This is a genomic window from Citrobacter sp. 50677481, assembly GCF_001463265.1.
Classification (GTDB): domain Bacteria; phylum Pseudomonadota; class Gammaproteobacteria; order Enterobacterales; family Enterobacteriaceae; genus Citrobacter_A; species Citrobacter_A sedlakii.
The window spans coordinates 1-21,646 of record NZ_LNHZ01000036.1; the positions used below are offsets into that span (position 1 = coordinate 1).

At 57.4% G+C, this 21,646-nt stretch carries 15 protein-coding genes; 9 read left to right on the forward strand and 6 right to left on the reverse strand.

The features are described 5' to 3' along the window. From APU02_RS08880 to APU02_RS08900, 5 genes are all read left to right on the forward strand, one after another. Window positions 1–2,360: BapA/Bap/LapF family large adhesin (locus tag APU02_RS08880; RefSeq protein ID WP_239692858.1), on the forward strand; the 2,360-nt coding region annotated here is incomplete at its 5' end. A 60-nt stretch (window positions 2,361–2,420) separates the two neighbouring features. Continuing rightward, on the forward strand, window positions 2,421–5,366 hold the full coding sequence (locus tag APU02_RS08885; RefSeq protein WP_060569853.1) for a VCBS domain-containing protein: 2,946 nt from the start codon (window positions 2,421–2,423) through the stop codon (window positions 5,364–5,366). Window positions 5,367–5,473: 107 nt separating this feature from the next. Beyond that, the gene (locus APU02_RS08890) at window positions 5,474–6,931 is read left to right on the forward strand and encodes a TolC family protein (protein WP_239692859.1); all 1,458 of its coding nucleotides are present in this window, start codon (window positions 5,474–5,476) and stop codon (window positions 6,929–6,931) included. Window positions 6,932–6,933: 2 nt separating this feature from the next. Next, window positions 6,934–9,108 (forward strand): type I secretion system permease/ATPase, encoded by a 2,175-nt coding sequence (locus APU02_RS08895; RefSeq protein WP_060569855.1) that lies wholly within the window; start codon window positions 6,934–6,936, stop codon window positions 9,106–9,108. Then, window positions 9,108–10,292 (forward strand): HlyD family type I secretion periplasmic adaptor subunit, encoded by a 1,185-nt coding sequence (locus APU02_RS08900; RefSeq protein ID WP_060569856.1) that lies wholly within the window; start codon window positions 9,108–9,110, stop codon window positions 10,290–10,292. Before APU02_RS08895 ends, APU02_RS08900 begins: the two co-directional genes overlap by 1 nt. A gap of 72 nt (window positions 10,293–10,364) precedes the next feature. Here the strand turns inward: APU02_RS08900 and clpA are convergent, their stop codons facing one another. The 3 genes from clpA to APU02_RS26900 all read right to left on the reverse strand — a co-directional run bounded on the left by clpA (window position 10,365) and on the right by APU02_RS26900 (window position 13,165). Beyond that, on the reverse strand, window positions 10,365–12,641 hold the full coding sequence (gene clpA / locus APU02_RS08905; protein ID WP_042284842.1) for an ATP-dependent Clp protease ATP-binding subunit ClpA: 2,277 nt from the start codon (window positions 12,639–12,641) through the stop codon (window positions 10,365–10,367). A gap of 30 nt (window positions 12,642–12,671) precedes the next feature. Then, complete coding sequence (gene clpS, locus APU02_RS08910; protein ID WP_042284844.1) at window positions 12,672–12,992, reverse strand: ATP-dependent Clp protease adapter ClpS; 321 nt, start codon at window positions 12,990–12,992, stop codon at window positions 12,672–12,674. Window positions 12,993–13,090: 98 nt separating this feature from the next. Beyond that, complete coding sequence (locus APU02_RS26900) at window positions 13,091–13,165, reverse strand: hypothetical protein (protein WP_217968143.1); 75 nt, start codon at window positions 13,163–13,165, stop codon at window positions 13,091–13,093. A 149-nt stretch (window positions 13,166–13,314) separates the two neighbouring features. On the opposite strand from APU02_RS26900, the gene cspD reads away from it, so the two are divergent. Next, a complete protein-coding gene (cspD, locus tag APU02_RS08915) occupies window positions 13,315–13,536 on the forward strand; it encodes a cold shock-like protein CspD (RefSeq protein ID WP_042284847.1) in 222 nt (73 codons plus the stop codon). A 106-nt stretch (window positions 13,537–13,642) separates the two neighbouring features. Here the strand turns inward: cspD and macB are convergent, their stop codons facing one another. Together macB and macA are read right to left on the reverse strand one after the other, a co-directional pair. Further along, complete coding sequence (macB, locus tag APU02_RS08920) at window positions 13,643–15,589, reverse strand: macrolide ABC transporter ATP-binding protein/permease MacB (protein WP_042284850.1); 1,947 nt, start codon at window positions 15,587–15,589, stop codon at window positions 13,643–13,645. Continuing rightward, complete coding sequence (gene macA / locus APU02_RS08925; RefSeq protein ID WP_060569857.1) at window positions 15,586–16,704, reverse strand: macrolide transporter subunit MacA; 1,119 nt, start codon at window positions 16,702–16,704, stop codon at window positions 15,586–15,588. Before macA ends, macB begins: the two co-directional genes overlap by 4 nt. Before the next feature lie 145 nt (window positions 16,705–16,849). On the opposite strand from macA, the gene APU02_RS08930 reads away from it, so the two are divergent. Beyond that, on the forward strand, window positions 16,850–17,800 hold the full coding sequence (locus APU02_RS08930; protein ID WP_042284854.1) for a VirK/YbjX family protein: 951 nt from the start codon (window positions 16,850–16,852) through the stop codon (window positions 17,798–17,800). Here the strand turns inward: APU02_RS08930 and APU02_RS08935 are convergent. Next, on the reverse strand, window positions 17,797–19,455 hold the full coding sequence (locus tag APU02_RS08935; RefSeq protein ID WP_060569858.1) for an ATP-dependent endonuclease: 1,659 nt from the start codon (window positions 19,453–19,455) through the stop codon (window positions 17,797–17,799). The two genes, APU02_RS08930 and APU02_RS08935, sit on opposite strands and share 4 nt — an antisense overlap. Before the next feature lie 403 nt (window positions 19,456–19,858). Here APU02_RS08935 and aqpZ point away from each other — a divergent pair, with 403 nt between their 5' ends. Continuing rightward, on the forward strand, window positions 19,859–20,554 hold the full coding sequence (gene aqpZ / locus APU02_RS08940; protein WP_060569859.1) for an aquaporin Z: 696 nt from the start codon (window positions 19,859–19,861) through the stop codon (window positions 20,552–20,554). 167 nt (window positions 20,555–20,721) lie between these two features. After that, complete coding sequence (locus APU02_RS08945) at window positions 20,722–21,621, forward strand: lysine exporter LysO family protein (protein ID WP_060569860.1); 900 nt, start codon at window positions 20,722–20,724, stop codon at window positions 21,619–21,621. The last annotated feature ends 25 nt before the right edge of the window (window positions 21,622–21,646 follow it).

Consider the following 21,646-nt stretch of genomic DNA (forward strand, 5'->3'; position numbering starts at 1 on the left):
ATACCAGCGCTGAACCGCAACCTGAACCAGAACCGGAACCGGAGCCACAGCCAGAACCCGAACCGCAGCCGGGCACCCCGCCATTTATGACCGACGATGAGGGCAACCCCATCGCCGACGGCGCCACCACCAGTGACAACACCCCGACCTTCGGCGGCAGCGGCGAGCAGCCGGGTGCGCAGGTGGTTATCCGGGACGGCGACACCGTCATCGGCGAAGCCGTCGTCGATGACCAGGGCAACTGGTCTGTCACCGCAGAACAACCTCTGGTCGATGGCGAACATAGCCTGACCTGGGAAGCGGTGGATGCGGCTGGCAACGGTAGCGGCGAGTCCGAAGCGGTTATGCTGACGGTCGACAGCGATGCGCCAGAGGCGATCGACCCGGCCAACGTCGTGGTCACTAACGATGCGGGCGAGACGCTTGATATCGGTAGCCCAATTAACGACGCCACGCCGACGCTTAGCGGCAGCGGCGCAGAGCCGGGCAGTACGGTGATCGTACGTGATAAAGGCAGCGAGATCGCCAGAGCGACAGTGGACGATCAGGGCAACTGGACCGTCACCCCGGCAAAACCGCTGGCAGAAGGTGAACACAGCCTGACTTATGAAGTGGCTGATTCCGCCAGCAACAGCAGAGGAGAATCGACACCGGTAGCAGTAACGGTTGATACCGTTGCGCCAGGCGGCGTCGATCTCTCCAGCGTGGTCATTACCAACGAAGCAGGCGAAAATGTCACCGCCAGCGCGACTCAGACCGACAGCGTACTGACCTTCAGCGGCAGCAAACTGGAAGCCGACACCACGGTTACCGTTTACGACGGCAATCGGGTGATTGGTCAAACGACCGTCGACGCGAACGGCGACTGGCGCTTCACCACTGAGGAAGGGTTAAGCGATGGCGGACACGACATTCACTTCACCGTTTCTGATGCCGCTGGCAACACCAGCGCCCCATCGGAATCCCTGACACTGGAAGTGGCCTCGGTAACCTTTGCCGCAGCGGATAACATCAATACCGAAGCAGCGATCGGCTTCACCTGGCCAACGGAGCAAGGCGCGGACGGTAACGTGGTTAACAGCGGTACCCACACCTTCCACGTCAATGACGGCACCGTTGTCGATCTCAGCGTAACGGCAACCAGCTCCGCAGTACTGAACCTGTTCAGCTCAACCACGCTGACCCTGAGCAAGTACAACTCCAGCACCGGTCAGTGGGAGGCGCTCACCTCCAACGGCGCCAGCAACCTGTTCGGCATGTTCGGACTCGGCGTGCAGACTTCGGACATTACGCTGCCGGGCCTGACGGCGGGCGACTACCGTCTGGAACTTAGCATTGGCGGCCTGAACCTCGGCACCAATATGAGTATCGCCACCCAGGAGACGATTTACCAGCTGGCGGCTGAACCGACTATTACCTCTTACAAAACCGCCGCTGGCAATGTGATGAATGACGTTGACGCCCTCTCCGGCCAGGACGGCGTTCCGCATCCGGCGCAGACCCTGGTAACTTCGGTTTCGGTTACCGGCGCCGACGGCAGCGTCGTCAGCTATGCAGTTAACGCCTCGGGCGCTACGGTGATTGATGGACTGTACGGTAAGCTAACCCTCTCGGCGAACGGTGACTACGTTTATGAGCCGAACTATGCGATATCCGCCATCGGTAAATCGGACAGCTTTACCTATACGCTGACCGATGCCGCCACCGGCAACACCGACTCGGCCAACCTCTACATCCATATCAATAGCGACAATGCCGATCTGGACGTGGTGTGGGATAACCTCGAACCGTCTGATAACGCAGTGCTGGATACCGCATCCAGCAACCAGGCGGATGCGAACATCAACCTGGCCTTTGAATCAGAAACGACCAACACTACCGGTACAGTCAGCGTTGGGACGCCGACAACGACTGACGCCTTTACCGTGGGGGAAGGCGACTTTGTGACCGGTTCGCTGACCCTGTCGACTACCCCGGAGTGGATCACCGTCAGCGGTAACGCCATGACCATCCACTATGTTCTGCAACAACAGAATCCGGATGGCAGCTGGAGCACGTACCACTCTGACAGCGTAGTGATCCCGGCCATCACGATGGACGGTAAACAAATCTTCGCGATCGATCTGTCGACGCTGACCCTGGGCGAAGGTACCTACCGCTACTCAATCTCTACTGAGCAGGCAGGGGGAGTGCTTGGCGCAACGGTGAGCCTCAACGTAGCCATGAACGCCACCGTGGTCAGCTCCACCGACTATGTAATACAGAGCTACACCGAAGCTACCGGAAACGTATTAAGCGATGAAGGAACCGACGGTACCATCGACCATCTGAGCTCGATCTATACGCTGATGTACGTCTAGGCGGGCGACACCAGCGCCAATACCAGCCTCACGGACTACACGCTGGTCACAGAGAGCGGCGTGAAGGTGGAGGGTCAGTACGGTACGCTGACTATCTATAACAACGGCGAATATGTCTATCAGCCGACGGCGACCCAGGTGTCTGAAGGCGCGCAGGATGTCTTTACCTATGCCCTGAAAGGCGCTAACGGCGTAGTGGTGACAGCAACCGTTACCATTAACCTCGGTGTGTCTATTGAGGGCGTCAGCGGCGGCCCGCTGGTGTTCGATGGCAACATTGCTGACGATGTGTTTGAGGTGTATGACACCGCCTTTACGTCACTGGACGGTAAAGACGGATATGACACCCTGGCGTGGAAAGGCAGCACGGTTCTGACACTGAGCGACGTTGCGCAAAAGGTCAGCAATATTGAAGCTATCGATCTCGGCCTGGACGGCGTCGCCCGTAACGTAGTGGTTGACGCGGCGTCGATCGCGGCAGTCACCAACGAGAGTAACAGCCTGTATATTAGCGGCCAGCGCAACGATACCGTGACGACGGTCGGTCACTGGACCTTTGTCTCGACGGAGGTGATTGACAGCGTGTTCTACAACCGCTACGTCAGCACTACCGAGGACGGCACGCAGGTCTGGCTGAATATTCCGAAAGACGTCTCGTTCATGTATTCGCCGCAGACCGTGACGGGGGATATTGACGTCGTGACCGACGCCATCTCCGTTGGCAGCGAGCTTAACGACGTCTTTAACGCCAACAATACCGCCTTTAAGCAGATCGACGGCGGCGATGGTCAGGATACGCTGGTATGGAAAGGCAGCGATACCCTGACGCTGGCGGATATCGCCGGTAAGGTGTCGAACATCGAGGTGCTGGATTTTGGCCAGGACGGCGCGGCGGATAAGGTGATTATTGATGCGGCGTCAGTCGCGGCAATCACCAACGCGCAGAACACGCTCTGGCTGAAAGGCGAAAGCGCAGACGCCATCACGCTCTCCGGAACATGGCTTGCGGTGGGCGTTGAGATTGTCGATACCGTCGCTTACGCACACTACACCAGCACCACGCCGGACGGTACAACGGTCAATCTGTATGTCGATGCCGCAATTGTATCGGGACGACTGACAACGACCGGAAGCGAAAGCGCATCGGAATCCAACGATGCCGACATCACCGCCCAGGTGACGCTGCAACATGACGAAATGGCTAACACCGGGACGCTGGCCACAGCGGCAACCAGCTCGTTCACCAGCGATACCTTTACGGTTGGCGCGACGAGCGATCTGCAGGATATCACCATCCATGTCAGCGGCAGCGGCGTCAACGCCGCCGCCAACAGCGTTAATGTCAGTTGGTCCCTGCAGCATTACAACACCGTCACCTATCAGTGGGAGACAGTGCAGAACGGCACGCAGGCGATCGCCGACGGCAATGACCTGTCAGTCAGCCTGCACGGACTGAATGCGGGCGAATACCGGGTCGTGCTGGATGCCACCCAGAGCGGCGTTAACAACATATTGTGGATAGGCTATAACGCTCTGAGCTACAACGTCTCGGCGAACATTGTCAGCACCACTGCCTACACGGTAACCAGCAGTTCCAGCATCGGCGGTAGCGTGTTGGACAACGCCACGGACAACTCTCTGCTGGTGAAATCGATGGCGGCAGGCATCGTCACCGGTGCGGCCAGCTACGTGATCGTCACCGCGGCCGGCGCCTCCGTGGAAGGTACCTACGGCACGCTGACGTTGCATAACGACGGCACCTACACCTACGCCCTGAAAGCCGACTCGACCATTAAGCTGAGCGGCAGCCAGGACACCTTCACCTACGTACTGTCTGACAACAGCTCCCACACCCTGACGCTGACGATGGGCGTGGCGGTAGACGGCAAACAGGGCGGCGAGCTGATCCTTGAAGGCACCGTCGGCGACGACAGCTTTACGGTCTACGACACCGACTTCCGGGTGGTAAACGGGGGTGATGGTCACGACGCGCTGGTGTGGAACGGCAGCGGTAATCTTAATCTCGACGCGGTTGCCAGCCGGGTGCATGACATTGAGGTGATTAATCTGCAGCACAACGACAGCGCGGCCACGCTCTCTCTGACGGCGGAAGACATCATCAGAGTGACCGATGACGTCAACACGCTGTATGTGCGCGGCGGCAGCGAAGACACCATCGCTCTGCAGGGCGTCTGGGAACGCAACGGCGAAACGACGCTGAACAACATCGACTACGTGCAGTGGACCCACATCCAGCCGGACGGCACGGTGGTGAACCTGTACGTCGAGAGGGGCGTGACCTTCGTCGAGGTGGCTAACGCCGTCACCGGCGACGTCACGCCGGACAGCAGCGATGTCACGGTTACCTCCGTCAGCTTTAACGGCGCAGAGACCGTCGTCGGCAACGACGGCGCCACCATCATCGGTAACGGGGGCACCTTCACCATCGACGGCGACGGTAATTACGCCTGGATCCCTAACGCGTCCGCACAGCACGCTGGCGTATCAGAAAGCTACAGCTACACGCTTTCCAACGGGACGACGTCGACCCTGACATTCACCACCGGCATCAATGTCGACGGTAGCGAAGGCGGCGAGTTGGTCTTCAACGGCTCCCGGGCTGACGATGTGTTCGACGTCTATGACACCGACTTCGTGATGCTCAACGGCGATAACGGCAGCGACACGCTGAGCTGGCACAGCAGTCAGCCTCTCGATCTCAGCACCATCTCCGCGAAGGTGAAAAATATCGAGAAGATCGACCTGCTGAACAACAGCGAGAACGATTCGCTGAACCTCAGCGTCCAGAGCGTGCTCAACGTAACCGACAGCCAAAACACCCTCTATGTGGACGGTGGAAACGGCGACACGGTAACGCTGAACGGAAGCTGGCAGTCGTCGGGGGTACAGCTGGTCAATGGCATCAGCTACAACCTCTACACCGCGACCGCCACCGACGGTTTGCTGGTGCAACTGTACGTAAACGACGATGTTGGCATTAGCTAAGCGTTAATCCTGAGAAGGCTGGCCTGCGGGCCAGCCTCTTTCAGCGTGAGTATTGACCGAGCGCCGTGGTCTTAAGCGCCACGGTGCACTCATTAAATGTGGATGTGATGAATAAAAATAAAATAACGCTTATCGCCGCTTTGCTGACGCTTTCCGTCAGCGCATATAGTCAGGGCATCAACAGTACCAACGAAGGCGCCAGCGGATTCTGGGGCGCGTTTAATAACTATCAGCCTGATGGCGGCAAAGCCGTCGCCGCGCCGGATAACGACGGTCTGGTCAGTACTCCGGCAACTCGCCGGATCGGCAACCAGCATAACGGCATGAATGACAACGCATGGTGGAGCATGATCCACGATGCGGTGATGTACCACCCGTCAATTCGCAGCGAAATCGCCACCCTTGACGCGGCGGGATTTAATATTGACGTGGCCGCCGCCGGTTACTTGCCGACGCTCAGCGCTGGCGTCACCTCCGGCCGCCAGCAAGACGAGGCCTCCGGCCATATCGCCACCGTCGGCCTGTCGCAAATGCTCTATGACTTCGGAAAAACCGGCAGTACCGTTGATGAGGCCACGGCGAAATACATTGAGCAAAAGAGCGGCGTGCTGGAGCAAATCGATGACATCGTGCGTAAGACTGCGCTGACGCTGAACGAAGCGCACCGCTACCGCCAGTTGCTGGACATTGCCGAACAGCACGTGCTCGCGGTAAATGACGTCTGGCAATTGACCCAACTGCGCGCCGAAGCGGGCGCCAGCTCAAGTATCGACCCGATCCAGGCCGACGCGCGAGTGAAAGAGGCGCAGGCCGGAGCGCACAACGCGGCCATTAAGCTGCAACAACAGGAGGAGCAACTGGCGTTTCTGCTCGGCTATCGCCAGCCGGCGCAAGCCATTCCCTCGCCAGCAGAGGTCTTTACCCGCGCGCTGCCGACCGATGTTGACGCCTCGCTCAACCCAACGCTGCTTAAGGCGCAGGCCGGACTGGCGGTGGCGCAGGCGGGACTGCGTAACGCCAAAGCGCAGAACTACCCCACCGTCTCGCTGGAGATGAACTCCAACCGCTATCTGGGCGATATCTCTCACTACCAGAGCCACGACCACTATAACAACGTCTACGTATCGGTCAGCGGCAAACTGTACCAGGGCGGCGCGCTGCAGGCGCAGCAGAACGCCAGCGCCAGCGCGCTGGCCGCCGCGAAAACCAACATTGAGAAGGTCCGTCTCAGTATCGCCGACGAGCAGCGCGGCTACCTGACCCGCATTGACGGACTCCAGCGCAATATCGAAATCCTCAGCGGGCGACTGGAGACCATTATTCGCACCCGTGAGCTTTACAAAATGCAGTACCTGTCGCTCGGCACGCGCAACGTGCTGGATCTGCTTAATGCGGAGCAGGAAATCAGCCGCTCGCAGCAGGATCTGATCAATGCCCGCCACGATCTGTGGAGCGCGGCGATCGGCTACCTGGCGTCGTCAGGATTAGCCAGGCGCTATTTCGGCCTGGAAAACAGCAGCCTCGGTGGTTTTACCATTGAAGCCGCTCAGTCAGAAAGGAAATAAATATGACGGACAAACAGGCAGACACGGACGCTGGCGGCGCGCCGCCGCGCCACTATAACGACTGGCTGGCGCTACTCATCCTTATCGCCCGTTTCTACCGTATCGACGGCTCCGCCGAGCGGGTGCGCAATGAGGCCGAATGGCGGCACACGCAGATGAAGGAAGAGGCGCTGGTGGAAATGATGGCTCGCCATCTTGGGTTATGCGCCATCTTTGATCGCTTTGATGATGGGCTACTCGACCCGTGGCGGCTGCCGATGATCGTCGATTTCGGCGAGCGGGGACTGGGCGTGATTGAGGCGATCTCCGCCGATGGCGAGGTCGAAGTGCGCTTCAGCGGCGAAACGCCGCTGGCGACCCGCCTTACCCGCCAGCAGGTCTGCGAAGCGGCAAAACGGGTGGTGCGGGTCAAGCCGGAAAAGGCGGTGCCGGATGCTCGCGTCGACGATTACATTAAGCCTTACGAAGAGAACTGGCTGCGGCGCACCATCCTTCAGGAGTGGCCCGGCTACATCAACGTGATGGCGGCTTCGCTGGTGGCGAACGTACTGACCCTGTCGGCGATGCTGTTCTCGATGCAGGTGTACGATCGGGTGATCCCGGCCCAGTCGACGCCGACGCTGTGGGTGCTGTTCAGCGGCGTGGCGATAGCGATGACCTTCGTCTACGTCATGCGCATGGCGCGGACGTGGATCTCCGATACCCTCGGTAAGCGCGCCGACGTGCGCATCTCGGATCGCGTCTTCGGCCACGCCCTGCGGCTGCGCAGCGAAGCGCGGCCTAAATCCACCGGCTCCTTTATTGCCCAGATCCGCGAACTGGAGCAGATCCGCGAGCTTATTACCTCCACCACCATCGGGGCGATAGCCGATCTGCCCTTTTCCCTGCTGTTCCTCGCCCTGCTGTGGATGATGGGCGGCTGGCTGGCGCTGGTGCCGCTGGTGGCGATCCCCTTGATCGTGCTGCCGGGACAACTGCTACAGCCGACGCTGGCGAAGCTGTCACGGGAAACCATGCGCGAGTCGGCGCTGCGTAACGCGATTCTGGTCGAGTCGGCGCAGGCGCTGGACGACATTAAATCCCTGCGCGCTGAACCCTACTTTCAGAACCAGTGGAATCACCTGACCGCAACCATTGGCGATACCGCCCGCCGCCAGCGCTTCGTCAGCGGCCTGTTGATCAACTGGACTGCCGAAGTCCAGACCCTCGCCTATGTCACGGTGATCCTGATTGGCGCCTTTTTCGCGATGGAGGGGGAGATCTCCACCGGGGTGCTGATCGGCTGCTCCATGCTGGCGTCGCGCATTATGGCTCCCCTCACCCAACTGGCGATGGTGATGACCCGCTGGCAGCAGGCGAAGGTCGCCCGCGAAGGCGTCGAAAGTCTGCTGAAAAGCGAAGTGGACGCGCCGGAAAACGGCAGTCAGATCGCCCTGAGCAAAATTCATGGCGAGTTTGTCATCAACGATATGCGCTATCGCTACGACGAAGAGTCGTCGGCCAGCGTGCTGGATATCGCCTCGCTGACCATCCGCCCCGGTGAAAAGGTGGCGGTTCTCGGACGCAACGGTTCCGGCAAATCGACGCTGCTGCAACTGCTCTGCGGCCTGCTGCACCCACGCGAAGGCACGCTGCTGCTCGACGGGGTAAAAATGGCTTCCGTCGATCCGCAGTGCATACGCCGCGACGTGGCGTACCTCAGCCAACAGTCGGCGCTGTTCTACGGCACCGTCAAGCAGAACCTGCTGCTCGGCGCCCCCACCGCCAGCGATGAGCAGATCCTCGCCGCGCTGGAGCTGAGCGGCGCTATCCACTGCGTGCGCAGCCTGCCGGAAGGGCTCGACTACCTGCTGATGGAAGGGGGACGCGGCTTGTCCGGCGGCCAGCGCCAGCAGCTGTTTCTGGCCCGTACCCTGCTGCGCGATCCGCAGATTCTGATTCTGGACGAGCCGACCGCCTGGCTTGACGATGGCATGGAGAAACACATCGTTGACGGATTGAAGCAATGGCTGGGACAACGCACGCTGATTGTCGCCACTCATCGCCCGGCGGTGCTGCAACTGACGGAGCGCGTGCTGTTTATTGAAAACGGCAAAATCATGCGCGACGGCAGTAGAGAGGAGATTCTGCGCCCATCGCCGCGTCCGGCGACGGTGAAATCCCAGGAGGTGGCGTGATGAACGGATTCGAAAAAGCAGGCAGCGGACTGCGCTGGCTGCGACGACACTTTTTCGGCATGGGACAGAGCGTTATCTGGCTATGCGTACTGCTGCTGGGGCTGTTCTGGCTGTGGGCCTGCATGTTTCGTCTCGATGAGGTTACCACCGGCACCGGTAAAATTATCCCCAGCGCCCGCGAGCAGCTGATTCAGTCGCTGGAAGGCGGGCTCCTCACCGAGATGAAGGTACAGGAAGGCGATATCGTGCTGGCAGGCCAGGTGCTGGCGCGGCTCGATCCGACCATCGCAGGCGCGGGAGTGGATGAGGCGCAAGGAAAGCTGCGCGCGGCGCTGGCGATGCTCGCCCGGCTGCACGCCGAGGTGGATGGCACGCCGCTGACGTTTCCACCGGAGCTGAAGGGATTTCCTCAGTTGCTGGAGGATGAAACGTCGCTGTACCATTCACGGCAGAATAACCTGAAGGCGTCGCTGAGCGGCCTGCAGGACGGGCTGGCGCTGGTCAATAAAGAGCTGCGCCTGACGGCATCGCTGGTCGCTAAAGGGGCGGCGAGCGATGTGGAGGTACTGCGTCTGCGGCGCCAGGCCAACGATCTGCAGTCGAAGATTGACGACACGCGTAATCAGTATATCGTCAAGGCGCGCGAGGAGCTGGCGAAGGCCGCCGCCGAGGTGGAAGAACAGAAGTCGGTGATCCGCGGTCGCGCCGACTCGCTTAAGCGCACCACGCTGTACGCGCCGGTGAAGGGGATCGTCAAAAACATTGAGGTCAACACCATCGGCGGCGTGGTACAGCCGCGCGGCAACGTGATGGAGATCGTGCCGATCGACGATCGCCTGCTGGTGGAGGTGGAGATCTCGCCGCGCGACGTGGCCTTCATTACGCCGGGCCAGAGAGCGAAGGTGAAGCTTACCGCCTATGACTACCACATTTACGGCGGACTTGAAGGTAAAGTGGTCTTTATCTCACCGGATACGATTCAGGATGAGGTGCACCGCGACAGGTACTATTACCGGGTTTACGTCAGAACCGAGAAGGATTATCTGACCAACCAGTTGGGCAAACATTTTCCGCTCTATCCGGGCATGATCGCTACCGCTGATATCCATACCGGTAGCAAGACCATCATGGAGTACTTAATTAAACCGTTGAACCGCGCCCGCGAGGCGTTGCGCGAACGGTAATCCGCAAGCCATCAGGCAGACGAAAAAAAACCGGGCTTTTTCACGCCCGGTTTATTCATTATGCAAAAGAGATTAATGCGCTGCTTCCGGCTTGTGCTTCTGCGCACTCTGGAAGCCGTAGGTTAGCTCATTTTTCTCTTTATCCAGTTCGACGGTCACCTGGCCGCCATCCACCAGCGAGCCAAACAGCAGCTCGTTAGCCAGCGGTTTTTTCAGGTTGTCCTGAATCACGCGCGCCATTGGACGTGCGCCCATCGCCCGGTCGTAGCCCTTCTCAGCCAACCAGTTACGCGCGTCCTGACTCACTTCCAGAGAAACGCCTTTCTGATCCAACTGAACCTGCAACTCGACAATGAACTTATCGACCACCTGATGGATCACCTCGGTAGAGAGGTGCTCGAACCAGATAATATTATCGAGACGGTTACGGAACTCCGGCGTAAACACCTTCTTGATTTCACTCATCGCGTCGGTGCTGTTGTCCTGATGAATCAGGCCAATCGATTTACGCTCGGTTTCCCGCACGCCAGCGTTGGTGGTCATCACCAGCACCACGTTGCGAAAATCCGCTTTACGCCCGTTGTTGTCCGTTAACGTGCCGTTGTCCATCACCTGTAACAACAGGTTAAAGACGTCCGGGTGCGCTTTCTCGATCTCATCGAGCAGCAGCACCGCATGAGGATGCTTGATCACCGCATCCGTCAGCAGACCGCCCTGATCAAAGCCAACGTATCCCGGAGGCGCACCAATCAGACGGCTAACGGTGTGGCGCTCCATATACTCGGACATATCAAAGCGCAGCAGTTCAATCCCCAGCGCTTTAGAGAGCTGCACCGTCACCTCGGTTTTCCCCACCCCGGTCGGACCGGCGAACAGGAAGGAACCAACTGGCTTATGCTCGTGTCCCAGACCCGCGCGGCTCATCTTGATGGCTTCGGTCAGCGCCTCAATGGCTTTGTCCTGACCAAAGACCAGCATTTTCAGGCGATCGCCAAGATTTTTCAGCGTATCGCGATCGCTCTGCGAAACGCTTTTCTCCGGAATACGCGCAATGCGCGCCACCACCGATTCGATATCCGCCACGTTGACGGTTTTCTTACGCTTGCTGACGGGCATCAGTCGCGCACGCGCGCCGGCTTCATCAATAACGTCAATCGCCTTATCCGGCAGATGACGGTCGTTGATGTATTTCACCGCCAGCTCCACCGCTGCGCGTACCGCTTTCGCGGTGTAGCGAACGTCGTGATGTGCTTCGTACTTCGGCTTCAGGCCATTGATGATCTGTACCGTTTCGTCCACAGACGGCTCAGTAATATCGATTTTCTGGAAGCGACGCGCCAGGGCGCGGTCTTTCTCGAAAATATTGCTGAACTCCTGATAGGTGGTCGAGCCAATCACGCGGATTTTGCCGCTGGACAGCAGCGGTTTGATCAGGTTTGCCGCATCCACCTGGCCACCCGATGCCGCGCCGGCGCCGATAATGGTGTGGATCTCATCGATAAACAGGATGCTGTTGGTGTCCTGTTCTAACTGCTTAAGAAGCGCTTTAAAGCGTTTTTCAAAGTCGCCGCGGTATTTGGTGCCCGCCAGCAACGAACCGATATCCAGCGAGTAGAGAGTGCAATCAGCCATCACTTCCGGCACGTCGCCCTGGACGATACGCCAGGCGAGTCCTTCGGCAATGGCTGTTTTACCGACGCCAGACTCCCCCACCAGCAGCGGGTTGTTTTTACGACGACGGCACAGCACCTGAATGGCGCGCTCAAGCTCTTTTTCACGGCCAATCAGCGGATCGATACCGCCAACGCGTGCAAGCTGGTTAAGGTTAGTGGTGAAGTTCTCCATACGTTCCTCCCCGCCAGCTTGTTCATCGCTATTCGGCTGATTACCAGGGTCAGAAGTCTGACCCGGTTCATCTTTACGCGTACCGTGAGAAATAAAGTTGACCACATCGAGACGGCTCACCTCGTGCTTGCGCAGCAGATAGGCCGCCTGAGACTCCTGTTCACTAAAGATGGCAACCAGTACATTGGCGCCAGTCACTTCGCTGCGTCCGGAAGACTGTACGTGGAAAACCGCGCGCTGCAACACGCGCTGAAAACTCAACGTCGGCTGCGTATCGCGTTCTTCTTCACTGGCAGGCAGAACGGGTGTGGTTTGTTCAATGAAGGCTTCGAGTTCCTGACGGAGCGCCACAAGGTCCACGGAACACGCTTCCAGCGCTTCGCGGGCCGAGGGGTTACTGAGCAGCGCCAGTAACAAGTGCTCGACGGTCATAAACTCATGACGGTGCTCGCGCGCTCTGGCGAAAGCCATGTTTAAACTGAGTTCCAGTTCTTGATTGAGCATAGGCACCTCCCCCAATTTTTATGCCTGCATTCAGGCTTTTTCCAGCGTACACAGCAACGGATGCTCGTTCTCCCTTGCATATTTGTTCACCATCGCTACTTTGGTCTCCGCGACCTCTGCGGTAAACACGCCGCAGATGGCTTTGCCCTGATAGTGAACCGCAAGCATCAGTTGCGTTGCACGTTCTACATCATAAGAAAAGAATTTCTGTAACACGTCAATAACAAACTCCATTGGAGTATAATCATCATTGACTAATATCACTTTATACATAGATGGCGGTTTTAGCGCGTCGCGCACTTTATCTGCCGCCAGCTGGTCGAAATCCAGCCAGTCGTTCGTCTTACCCATTGTCAGTCGTCATCTTCGGTTACGGTTACCGGCAGTCTGGACTGCCGCTGACGGGAGCGGATTTGCACTATCAATCTACCTCAAGTAACAGATAACTATCATCTATCACTGGCATCCGCGACATCTGTCACATTACGGCAAATAGCGTTAACTGCTTCAAATTTTTGATTCATTTTTACCCAAACTACCCTGTCAAACGCTTGACGCCTGGCCTGATTTCTCTAAATTGTAGTTTTGAGAGTTGGCGAGGTTTTATACAGCCCCCACTCCACCACCGGTTCATTCCATCTTACTTATAAAGATTCACGAAGGATGTCGAAGCATGGAAACGGGTACTGTTAAGTGGTTCAACAATGCCAAAGGGTTTGGATTCATCTGCCCTGAAGGCGGCGGCGAAGATATTTTCGCTCATTATTCCACCATTCAGATGGATGGTTACAGAACGCTAAAAGCCGGACAGTCTGTCCAGTTTGATGTACACCAGGGGCCAAAAGGCAATCACGCCAGCGTCATCGTGCCCATCGAGGCAGAAGCTGTTGCATAGCTCTACTGTCTCATTGTGTACATCCCGCAGATAAAATGCCAGCCCGATCGGCTGGCATTTTTATTTTGCGTCAGGCAACGCGGGGTTAACCGCCCTACGATGCCGTTTATTCCCGCGCCAGCGCATCTACCGGATCCAGCCGCGCCGCGTTTCGCGCAGGCAGCCAACCGAACAGGATGCCGGTCACGGTCGAGCACATAAATGCCGTCAACAGCGCCACCGGCGAGAAACCAATCTCCCAGCCCGGCAGGAACAGTTGCAGCGTAAAGGCAATCAGCATCGACAGGGTAATCCCGAGCGCCCCGCCGACCAGGCAGACCAGAACCGCCTCAATCAAAAACTGTTGCAGCACGTCGCTGGCGCGCGCGCCAACCGCCATGCGAATGCCTATCTCCCGCGTCCGTTCGGTCACCGACACCAGCATAATGTTCATCACGCCGATCCCGCCAACCACCAGCGAAATGACCGCTACCAGCGTCAGGAACAACTGAAGAGTACGTGTGGTCTTTTCAGCGGTTTTCAAGACGCCGTCCATGTTCCAGGTGAAGAAATCTTTTTTCCCATGCCGCAAGGTCAGCAGTCGGGTGAGTTGCTGCTCGGCCTGCGCGCTGTCAAACCCGTCCTTCACCCGCACGGTGATCGAGTTCAGCCACGACTGTCCCATAATGCGCCCGGACATGGTGCTGTAGGGCAGCCAGACGCGAAGAATTTTACTGCTGCCGAACATCGACTGTTTTTCTTCCGCCACGCCAATAACCGTCGCGGGCATATTGCCTACCAGAATCACTTCGCCCACCACGCTCGCTTTATGCGGAAATAACTGACGCCGGGTATTGCTGTCCAGCACCACCACCTGCGCCCGACCGTTAAGCTGTTCACGGTTGAAGGTATTCCCCTCGCTGAAGGTCATCCCGTATACGTTAAAGTAGTCGCCGCTGACGCCGTTAGCGCTGGCCGCCACATCGGTATTGCCATAGCGCAGACGTAAATTCTGCGACACGGCAGGCGTCGCCGAGGTCACCCACGGCTGCTTCTGGATGGCGCTGAGATCGTCATACTTCAGCGACTGCTGGTATTGCGGGTCGTCGTCGCCAAAATCTTTGCCGGGATAGATATCAATGGTGTTGGTGCCAATGGCGCGGATATCGGCCAGCACCAGCTGTTTCGCCGCGTCGCCGACCACCACAATCGACACCACTGACGCGATGCCGATAATAATCCCGAGCATGGTCAGCAAGGTGCGCATTTTATTCGCCGCTAACGCCCGCCAGGACATGGTGAGCGCTTCGCGAAATCCGCTGACAAACTGGCTCCACCCGGATGCCGTTTTCACCGTCGGCTCCTGGATGCCTTTTCCCTGCCGGGGGGACTGCGACGGGGGATTACGCACAATTTCGCCGTCATGAATTTCAATCACCCGCTCAGCCTGTGCGGCAACCTGCGGATCGTGGGTGACGATAATCACCGTGTGCCCGCGATCGCGCAACTGGTGCAGGATCGCCATCACCTCTTCGCCGGAGCGACTGTCGAGCGCGCCGGTCGGTTCGTCAGCCAGGATCACCTGCCCGCCATTCATCAACGCACGCGCGATACTGACACGCTGCTGTTGTCCGCCGGACAGCTGCGAAGGCTGGTAGTCCAGGCGATCGCCCAGCCCGAGCCGCTGGAGCAGTTCCTGAGCGCGGGCCAGACGTTGCTTACGCTCGGTACCGGCATAGACGGCGGGCACTTCGACATTTTGCGCCGCCGTCAGGTGCGACAACAGGTGGTAACGCTGGAAGATAAAGCCAAAATGCTCGCGGCGCAGCTGCGCCAACGCATCGCTGTCTAAGGTCGACACGTCGCGCCCCGCCACCCGGTAGGTGCCGCTGGTGGGCTTATCGAGGCAGCCAAGAATATTCATCAACGTCGATTTACCGGAGCCGGACGCGCCGACAATCGCGACCATCTCCCCGGCGTTGATTTGCAGAGTGATGCCTTTGAGCACCTCCACCTGCTCCTCACCGGAGGGATAACTGCGACGGATATTGCTCAGCTCAAGCAGCGCCGTCATTGCGCCGCTCCTGGCTTGCCTTCGCCGATAACCACTTCCTCACCCGCTTCCAGCCCTTTGATAATCTCGACATCGGTGTCATTACGCGCGCCAATTGACACTTCCCGCTCGCGGGTTTCGCCGTTACGCAGCAAGGTGATTTTGTAACGGTTATCGCCCACCGGGTCGCCCAGCGCGGAGAGCGGTATAGTCAGCACATTTTTCACGTCGGTGAGCTGGATATGCACCTGGGCGGTCATATCCAGCCGCAGAATGCCTTTTGGGTTCGGTACTTCAAACCGGGCGTAATAGAAAATCGCGTCGTTAACTTTTTCCGGTGTCGGCAGAACGTCTTTCAGCACCCCTTCATAACGGGTTTGCGGATCGCCCAGTACGGTAAACCATGCCTTTTGTCCCGGCCTGAGGTGAATCACGTCCGCCTCAGACACCTGCGCCTTCACCAGCATGGTGCTCATATCCGCCAGCGTCAGGATATTTGGCGCCTGCTGCGCCGCGATAACCGTCTGCCCCTGCAGGGTGGTGATTTGGGTCACTTCGCCGGCCATTGGCGCGACGATACGCGTATAGTCGAGATTGGTTTTAGCGGTATCCAGGGAGGCCTGATTACGCTTGATTTGGGCATCGATGGTGCCGATCTGCGCCTGCTTAACGGCCATTTCCGTCGCGGCGGTGTCGAGATCCTGCTGCGAGACGGCCTGGGTTTTTGCCAACTGCTGTTGTCGGGAGAGCGTGACCCGCGCCAGCTTCAGCTCGGCTTCAGCCTGCTGGCGCTGGGCGCGAAGCTCCATCAGCGTCGCTTCCACTTCTTTGATCTGGTTTTCCGCTTGCTCCGGGTCGATAACCCCCAGCAGTTGATCTTTTTTCACCTTATCGCCAATCGCCACCGACAACGTTTTCAACTGCCCGCTCACCTGGGCGCCGACGTCAACTTTACGCAGCGCATCCAGTTTACCGGTGGCGAGCACACTCTGCTGAAGATCGCCCGGACGGACGATCAGCGTCTGATACGTTGGCACTGGCGCATTAAGCGTCCGCCAGAGGGCAATCGCCCCCAGGATAAGAATGAATATCAGCAGCAGATAGCGCTTTTTAATTTTTTTTCCCTTAATACCCATATTAATCCTGATGGTAGTTTTGCCTGCGAATATCAACCTTATCTAAACAACCCGCAAACGCAAAGGCGCGCGCGGCGGGCATTGACGATTGGTTAAGATTCAGCATGTTTCAATTTTCGCATACATCATGTTGCGGATTTCGATCATGTCACAGATTACTGATAATACCTTCTACCCTTCCGACGTCGCGTCCCCTTTACAATTATTTATGCGCCTGACGCGCGGACAATTACTGCCGGGTAAATTCTGGCGGAAAGCCAGTTTTCGGCGGAAATTTCTTATTCGCTCGCTATTAATGCCGCGGGCAACCAGTCAGTTGTTAGACAATCTGACGCAATGGCCGGAGCTGGACACGCTGTTAACACGCCAGCCGCGCCTGCCGATCCGTCTGCACCGACCGTATATGGCGGTGAATATTAAACGGCACACTGCGCTGAACGCGCTTTGCACGCACTATGAGATGATGCGTAACTTGCTCACCCGCGAGCAGCAGATCGGTTATTTAAGCCATTACGGCCTCGGTCTGGCACAAATAACCGCGAAAGACGATGCGCCATTCCAGCTGGATTTAGTCAGCCTCGTCTCCCTGGATAAAGAGGGAGAAAGTACGGTCGTGATTCGTGACGCGCAGAAACGTATTCTGGCAGAAATCACGTTTACCTTCTGCTACTTAAACGGAAAACGTACCCTGTTTATCGGTGGCTTGCAGGGGGCGGCAAACGATGTTCCGCATGAGGTTATACAGCAGGCGACCAAAGCCTGTTATGGCCTCTTTCCGAAAAGGATCGTGATGGAAGCGCTGTGCCAGTTTGCCCGGGTTGCGCAGGTCGAGCAGATTCTGGCGGTCAGCAACGCTGTACATGTCTATCGCAGCTGGCGCTACATGGATAAAAAAACCCAGATGCATGCCGACTATGACGCGTTCTGGTCATCGCTGGGCGGTGAAATGACCGACGCCGGCTATTACGCCCTGCCCTTAACCATTGCACGCAAAAGCGAGGCGGATATCGCCAGTAAAAAACGGGCCGAATACCGTCGCCGCTACGCCCTGCTCGACAGCGTTGTCGAACAGGTGCCCCGCCGCTTTAGCCATTAATCCGCCCGGCCGCGCGCCAGCCACAAGACGCGCGAAAACATTTTGCGCAGTAGCACCGGCACCGCGTCAACGCCGCGCCGTCCGGCCTCTATCGCCACTTCGATGGCTAGATCCGGTTTCGATGAGCGATGGATCGCCTTCGAAATGATTTTACGGATATTCATTGGCACGTTTTCCGGGATCTGCGCCACCCGGTGAAAAACGTCCGAGAAGCCCTGGCGATACATAAAATGTTCCATATCAAGGGCTGGCAGCGCCGTTAAGTGCTCGCGCTCTTCCTCTTTGTCGTTATTCAGCAGACCGCGGACCGTCGCCGCATATTTCTTCCCGGCCTCATCGCCGTCCACCAGCACGTGCCACTCGATCCCCATCCGCCGGGCAAACTTCACCAGCGGCTTCAGCCCGGACTGAGCAAACTCGATCACCTTGATCCCTTCAGCGTCAAAATGGTAGCCGCACTGACGGGCCAGTTCGTTGATCACCCAGGTTTCGGTTTCCCCTTCCACCAGCAACCAGCAGCGGGCAAACAGCGAGGAGGCGCGGTTAAAACGAATGTGGAACGCAATACGACGCCCGTCTTCGGGGCTAAGACCACCTGGCCCTAAACGCCAGGCCGCCACGCGGGAAGATTCACGCACCAGGCGGCAGACGTGCTCAACGGGCGTCAGCGACAGCAGTTCACCGGAGTTGGTGGTGGTGATTCGCTGCAGCGGCAGCAGGTTGAGCAGTTGCCAGGCCACTGAGAGCATGATGGGATGCAGGCGGGTTTCCGGATCTTCCACCAGCAGCAGCGGCCTGGCGTCTTTATGCAGTCTGACGGTGCCCTTCGCCTGCAGCAGCGTCGAGAACAGTCCCAGCAGAATCACCCGGTGGGTCCGCCCGCCGGGTCTGTCGATCATCCGGTTAATAATGTCGAGATAGCGCCAGCTGCGCTGTTCGTTGCTCGAACGACGGCGCATTAACCGGTGCCGCGACTGGGACGTTCCCTGCTCGGTAAAGTAATGCTCCAGCAGTTGCACCATTGCTGACAGCCCCTGGCGGATCTGGCCATCGGTCAGGTTTTGCGGACGCGTCGCCAGTTCGCGAGCCAGAAAATCGAGCTGACGAGCGGTGATCTCGACATCTTTGACGTCAGGCACCGTACCGTTACGGATGCGGCGCATAAACCGTGCGTCGCGCAGGCGCAGCACCGGCATTAAACGCACCAGATGCCGCGCCTGGTCATTAATATTGTCCACCGACAGAGGATGACCGTCGCCGTCAAGGAAACTGCGCAGCGTCATCACGCTGCCGTCATCGGCGCTTTCGCCTTCCAGGCGATAAAAGATGCGCTGATAGCCGTCGCGACACGGCGACCAGCAGGCTTCAAGCGGTCGATAACGCCGCACCCGGTGGCGTCCCGGTTGTGATTCGCGAAAGGTCAGGACAATGTGCAAATGCCGCTCACGGCCATTGACATCGCCAGGCGGGAACCAGAAATCGTCGCGGTCAAAGTGATACAGCTCTGACTCAGGCGAAAGCAGCAGCGTCAGCGCGTCAAGGAGACTGGATTTACCCCAGGCGTTTTCGCCAATCAGCACATTGTTTTGCTCCAGCATTAACGACAGCCGATTGATACCGCGAAACCCAACAATCTCAACGCGTTCGAGAATCATGCTTCCTCCAGACAAATGTCACTTTTCCCTTTAGCTTCTCGCAGTATAACGGCAAATGCGCGTCGCTGACGTGACCCGGGTAAAATTAAGCGTGCTAATAGACTGATTTATGAACAATTAAGAAGATGAATTATGCTCACTGCCAAATTTAAATAGCCGGATTTTTCGCCGTATAAATTCAGATTTTGTTCGCTCACTTTCATCCGAACATACGCTACACTTCAAATAAGATTAATCTGAGCAAGGAATGACGCCTCATTGCCCTACATCAAACGATCTGGATTTATTTAGCTAGAGAATGGACGACGTTCGTTTTTAAAATAGCGCGCTATTTATTGTTTCGTCGTCCTGTAGACGAATATTACTGACACCACGTTTGTGGTTATTTCTTATTGAGGTGGATATGTTCAGAAAATTAGCGGCTGAATGTTTTGGTACATTCTGGCTTGTTTTTGGTGGCTGTGGGAGCGCTGTGCTGGCAGCAGCCTTTCCGGAATTAGGCATCGGTTTTGCGGGTGTCGCGCTGGCATTTGGTCTTACCGTATTAACGATGGCGTTCGCTGTGGGGCATATTTCCGGCGGTCATTTTAATCCAGCGGTAACATTAGGCTTATGGGCTGGCGGCCGTTTTCCGGCGAAAGAGGTCATTGGCTATATTATTGCCCAGGTGATCGGCGGGATTATTGCGGCGGCCGTATTGTACCTTATTGCCAGCGGTAAAACGGGCTTCGACGCGGCAGCCAGCGGGTTTGCTTCTAACGGCTATGGCGAACATTCACCGGGCGGCTATTCCATGCTGTCCGCCATTGTCATTGAGATTGTCCTGACAGCCGGTTTCCTGTTGGTCATTCATGGCGCAACGGATAAATACGCCCCTGCCGGTTTCGCGCCCATCGCGATTGGCCTGGCGTTAACCCTGATTCACCTGATCAGCATTCCGGTGACCAATACCTCTGTGAACCCGGCGCGCAGTACCGCAGTCGCGATCTTCCAGGGGGGTTGGGCGCTGGAACAGCTGTGGCTGTTCTGGGTGATGCCGATTATCGGCGGGATCCTCGGTGGGCTTATTTATCGCACCCTGCTGGAAAAACGCGATTAATGATAACAGGCCGGGTAAGCGCGATGCTTCTCCTGGCCTGCAAATACGTTCGATTGTGAACCGGGTGAGCGCCAGCGTCGCCCGGCTTTCTTTTTGCCGCTTTACGGGACAGACTTTATTGGGTAGTGTCGTTGACGCTAAACGATTCTTACAAGGACCGGCTGTTCATGTTTTCTGGACTTCTCATTATTCTGCTTCCGCTGATTGCAGGTTATCTCATTCCGCTGCGGCACAACGCGGCATTAAAACTCATTAATCGCCTGTTAAGCTGGATGGTTTATCTGATTCTCTTTTTTATGGGTATTAGCCTGGCCTTTCTGGATAATCTGGCGAGTAATCTGCTCGCTATTTTTCATTATTCCGCAGTCAGTATTAGCGTTATTTTACTCTGTAATATTGTGGCCTTGCTGTGGCTGGAACGTTCATTACCCTGGCGACACCATCATCAGCAGGAGAAACTGCCGTCGCGTATTGCCATGGCGCTGGAGTCGCTAAAATTATGCGGCGTGGTGGTGGCGGGTTTTCTGCTGGGACTCAGCGGTTTCTCTCTTTTGCAGCATGCGACCGAAGCCAGCGAATATACCCTGATTCTTCTGTTACTGCTGGTGGGGATCCAACTGCGCAATAGCGGCATGACGTTAAGGCAAATTATTCTTAATCGCCGGGGCATGATTGTCGCCGTCGTGGTGGTCGCCAGTTCCCTGTTCGGCGGCTTAATCAATGCTTTTATTCTCGATCTGCCGATCAAAACCGCGCTGGCGATGGCGTCCGGGTTTGGCTGGTACTCCCTGTCCGGTATTTTGCTGACGGAATCCTATGGTCCGGTGATTGGCAGCGCCGCGTTCTTTAACGATCTGGCGCGCGAATTGATCGCCATTATGCTGATTCCGGGCCTGGTGCGCCGCAGCCGCTCCACCGCGCTGGGGCTGTGCGGGGCGACATCGATGGACTTCACCCTGCCGGTTTTACAGCGCACGGGCGGACTGGAGATGGTGCCAGCCGCCATTGTACATGGCTTTATCCTCAGCCTGCTGGTGCCGATCCTGATGGCGTTTTTCTCTGCGTAATACCCCGATGGCGGTAGGTCTCTGC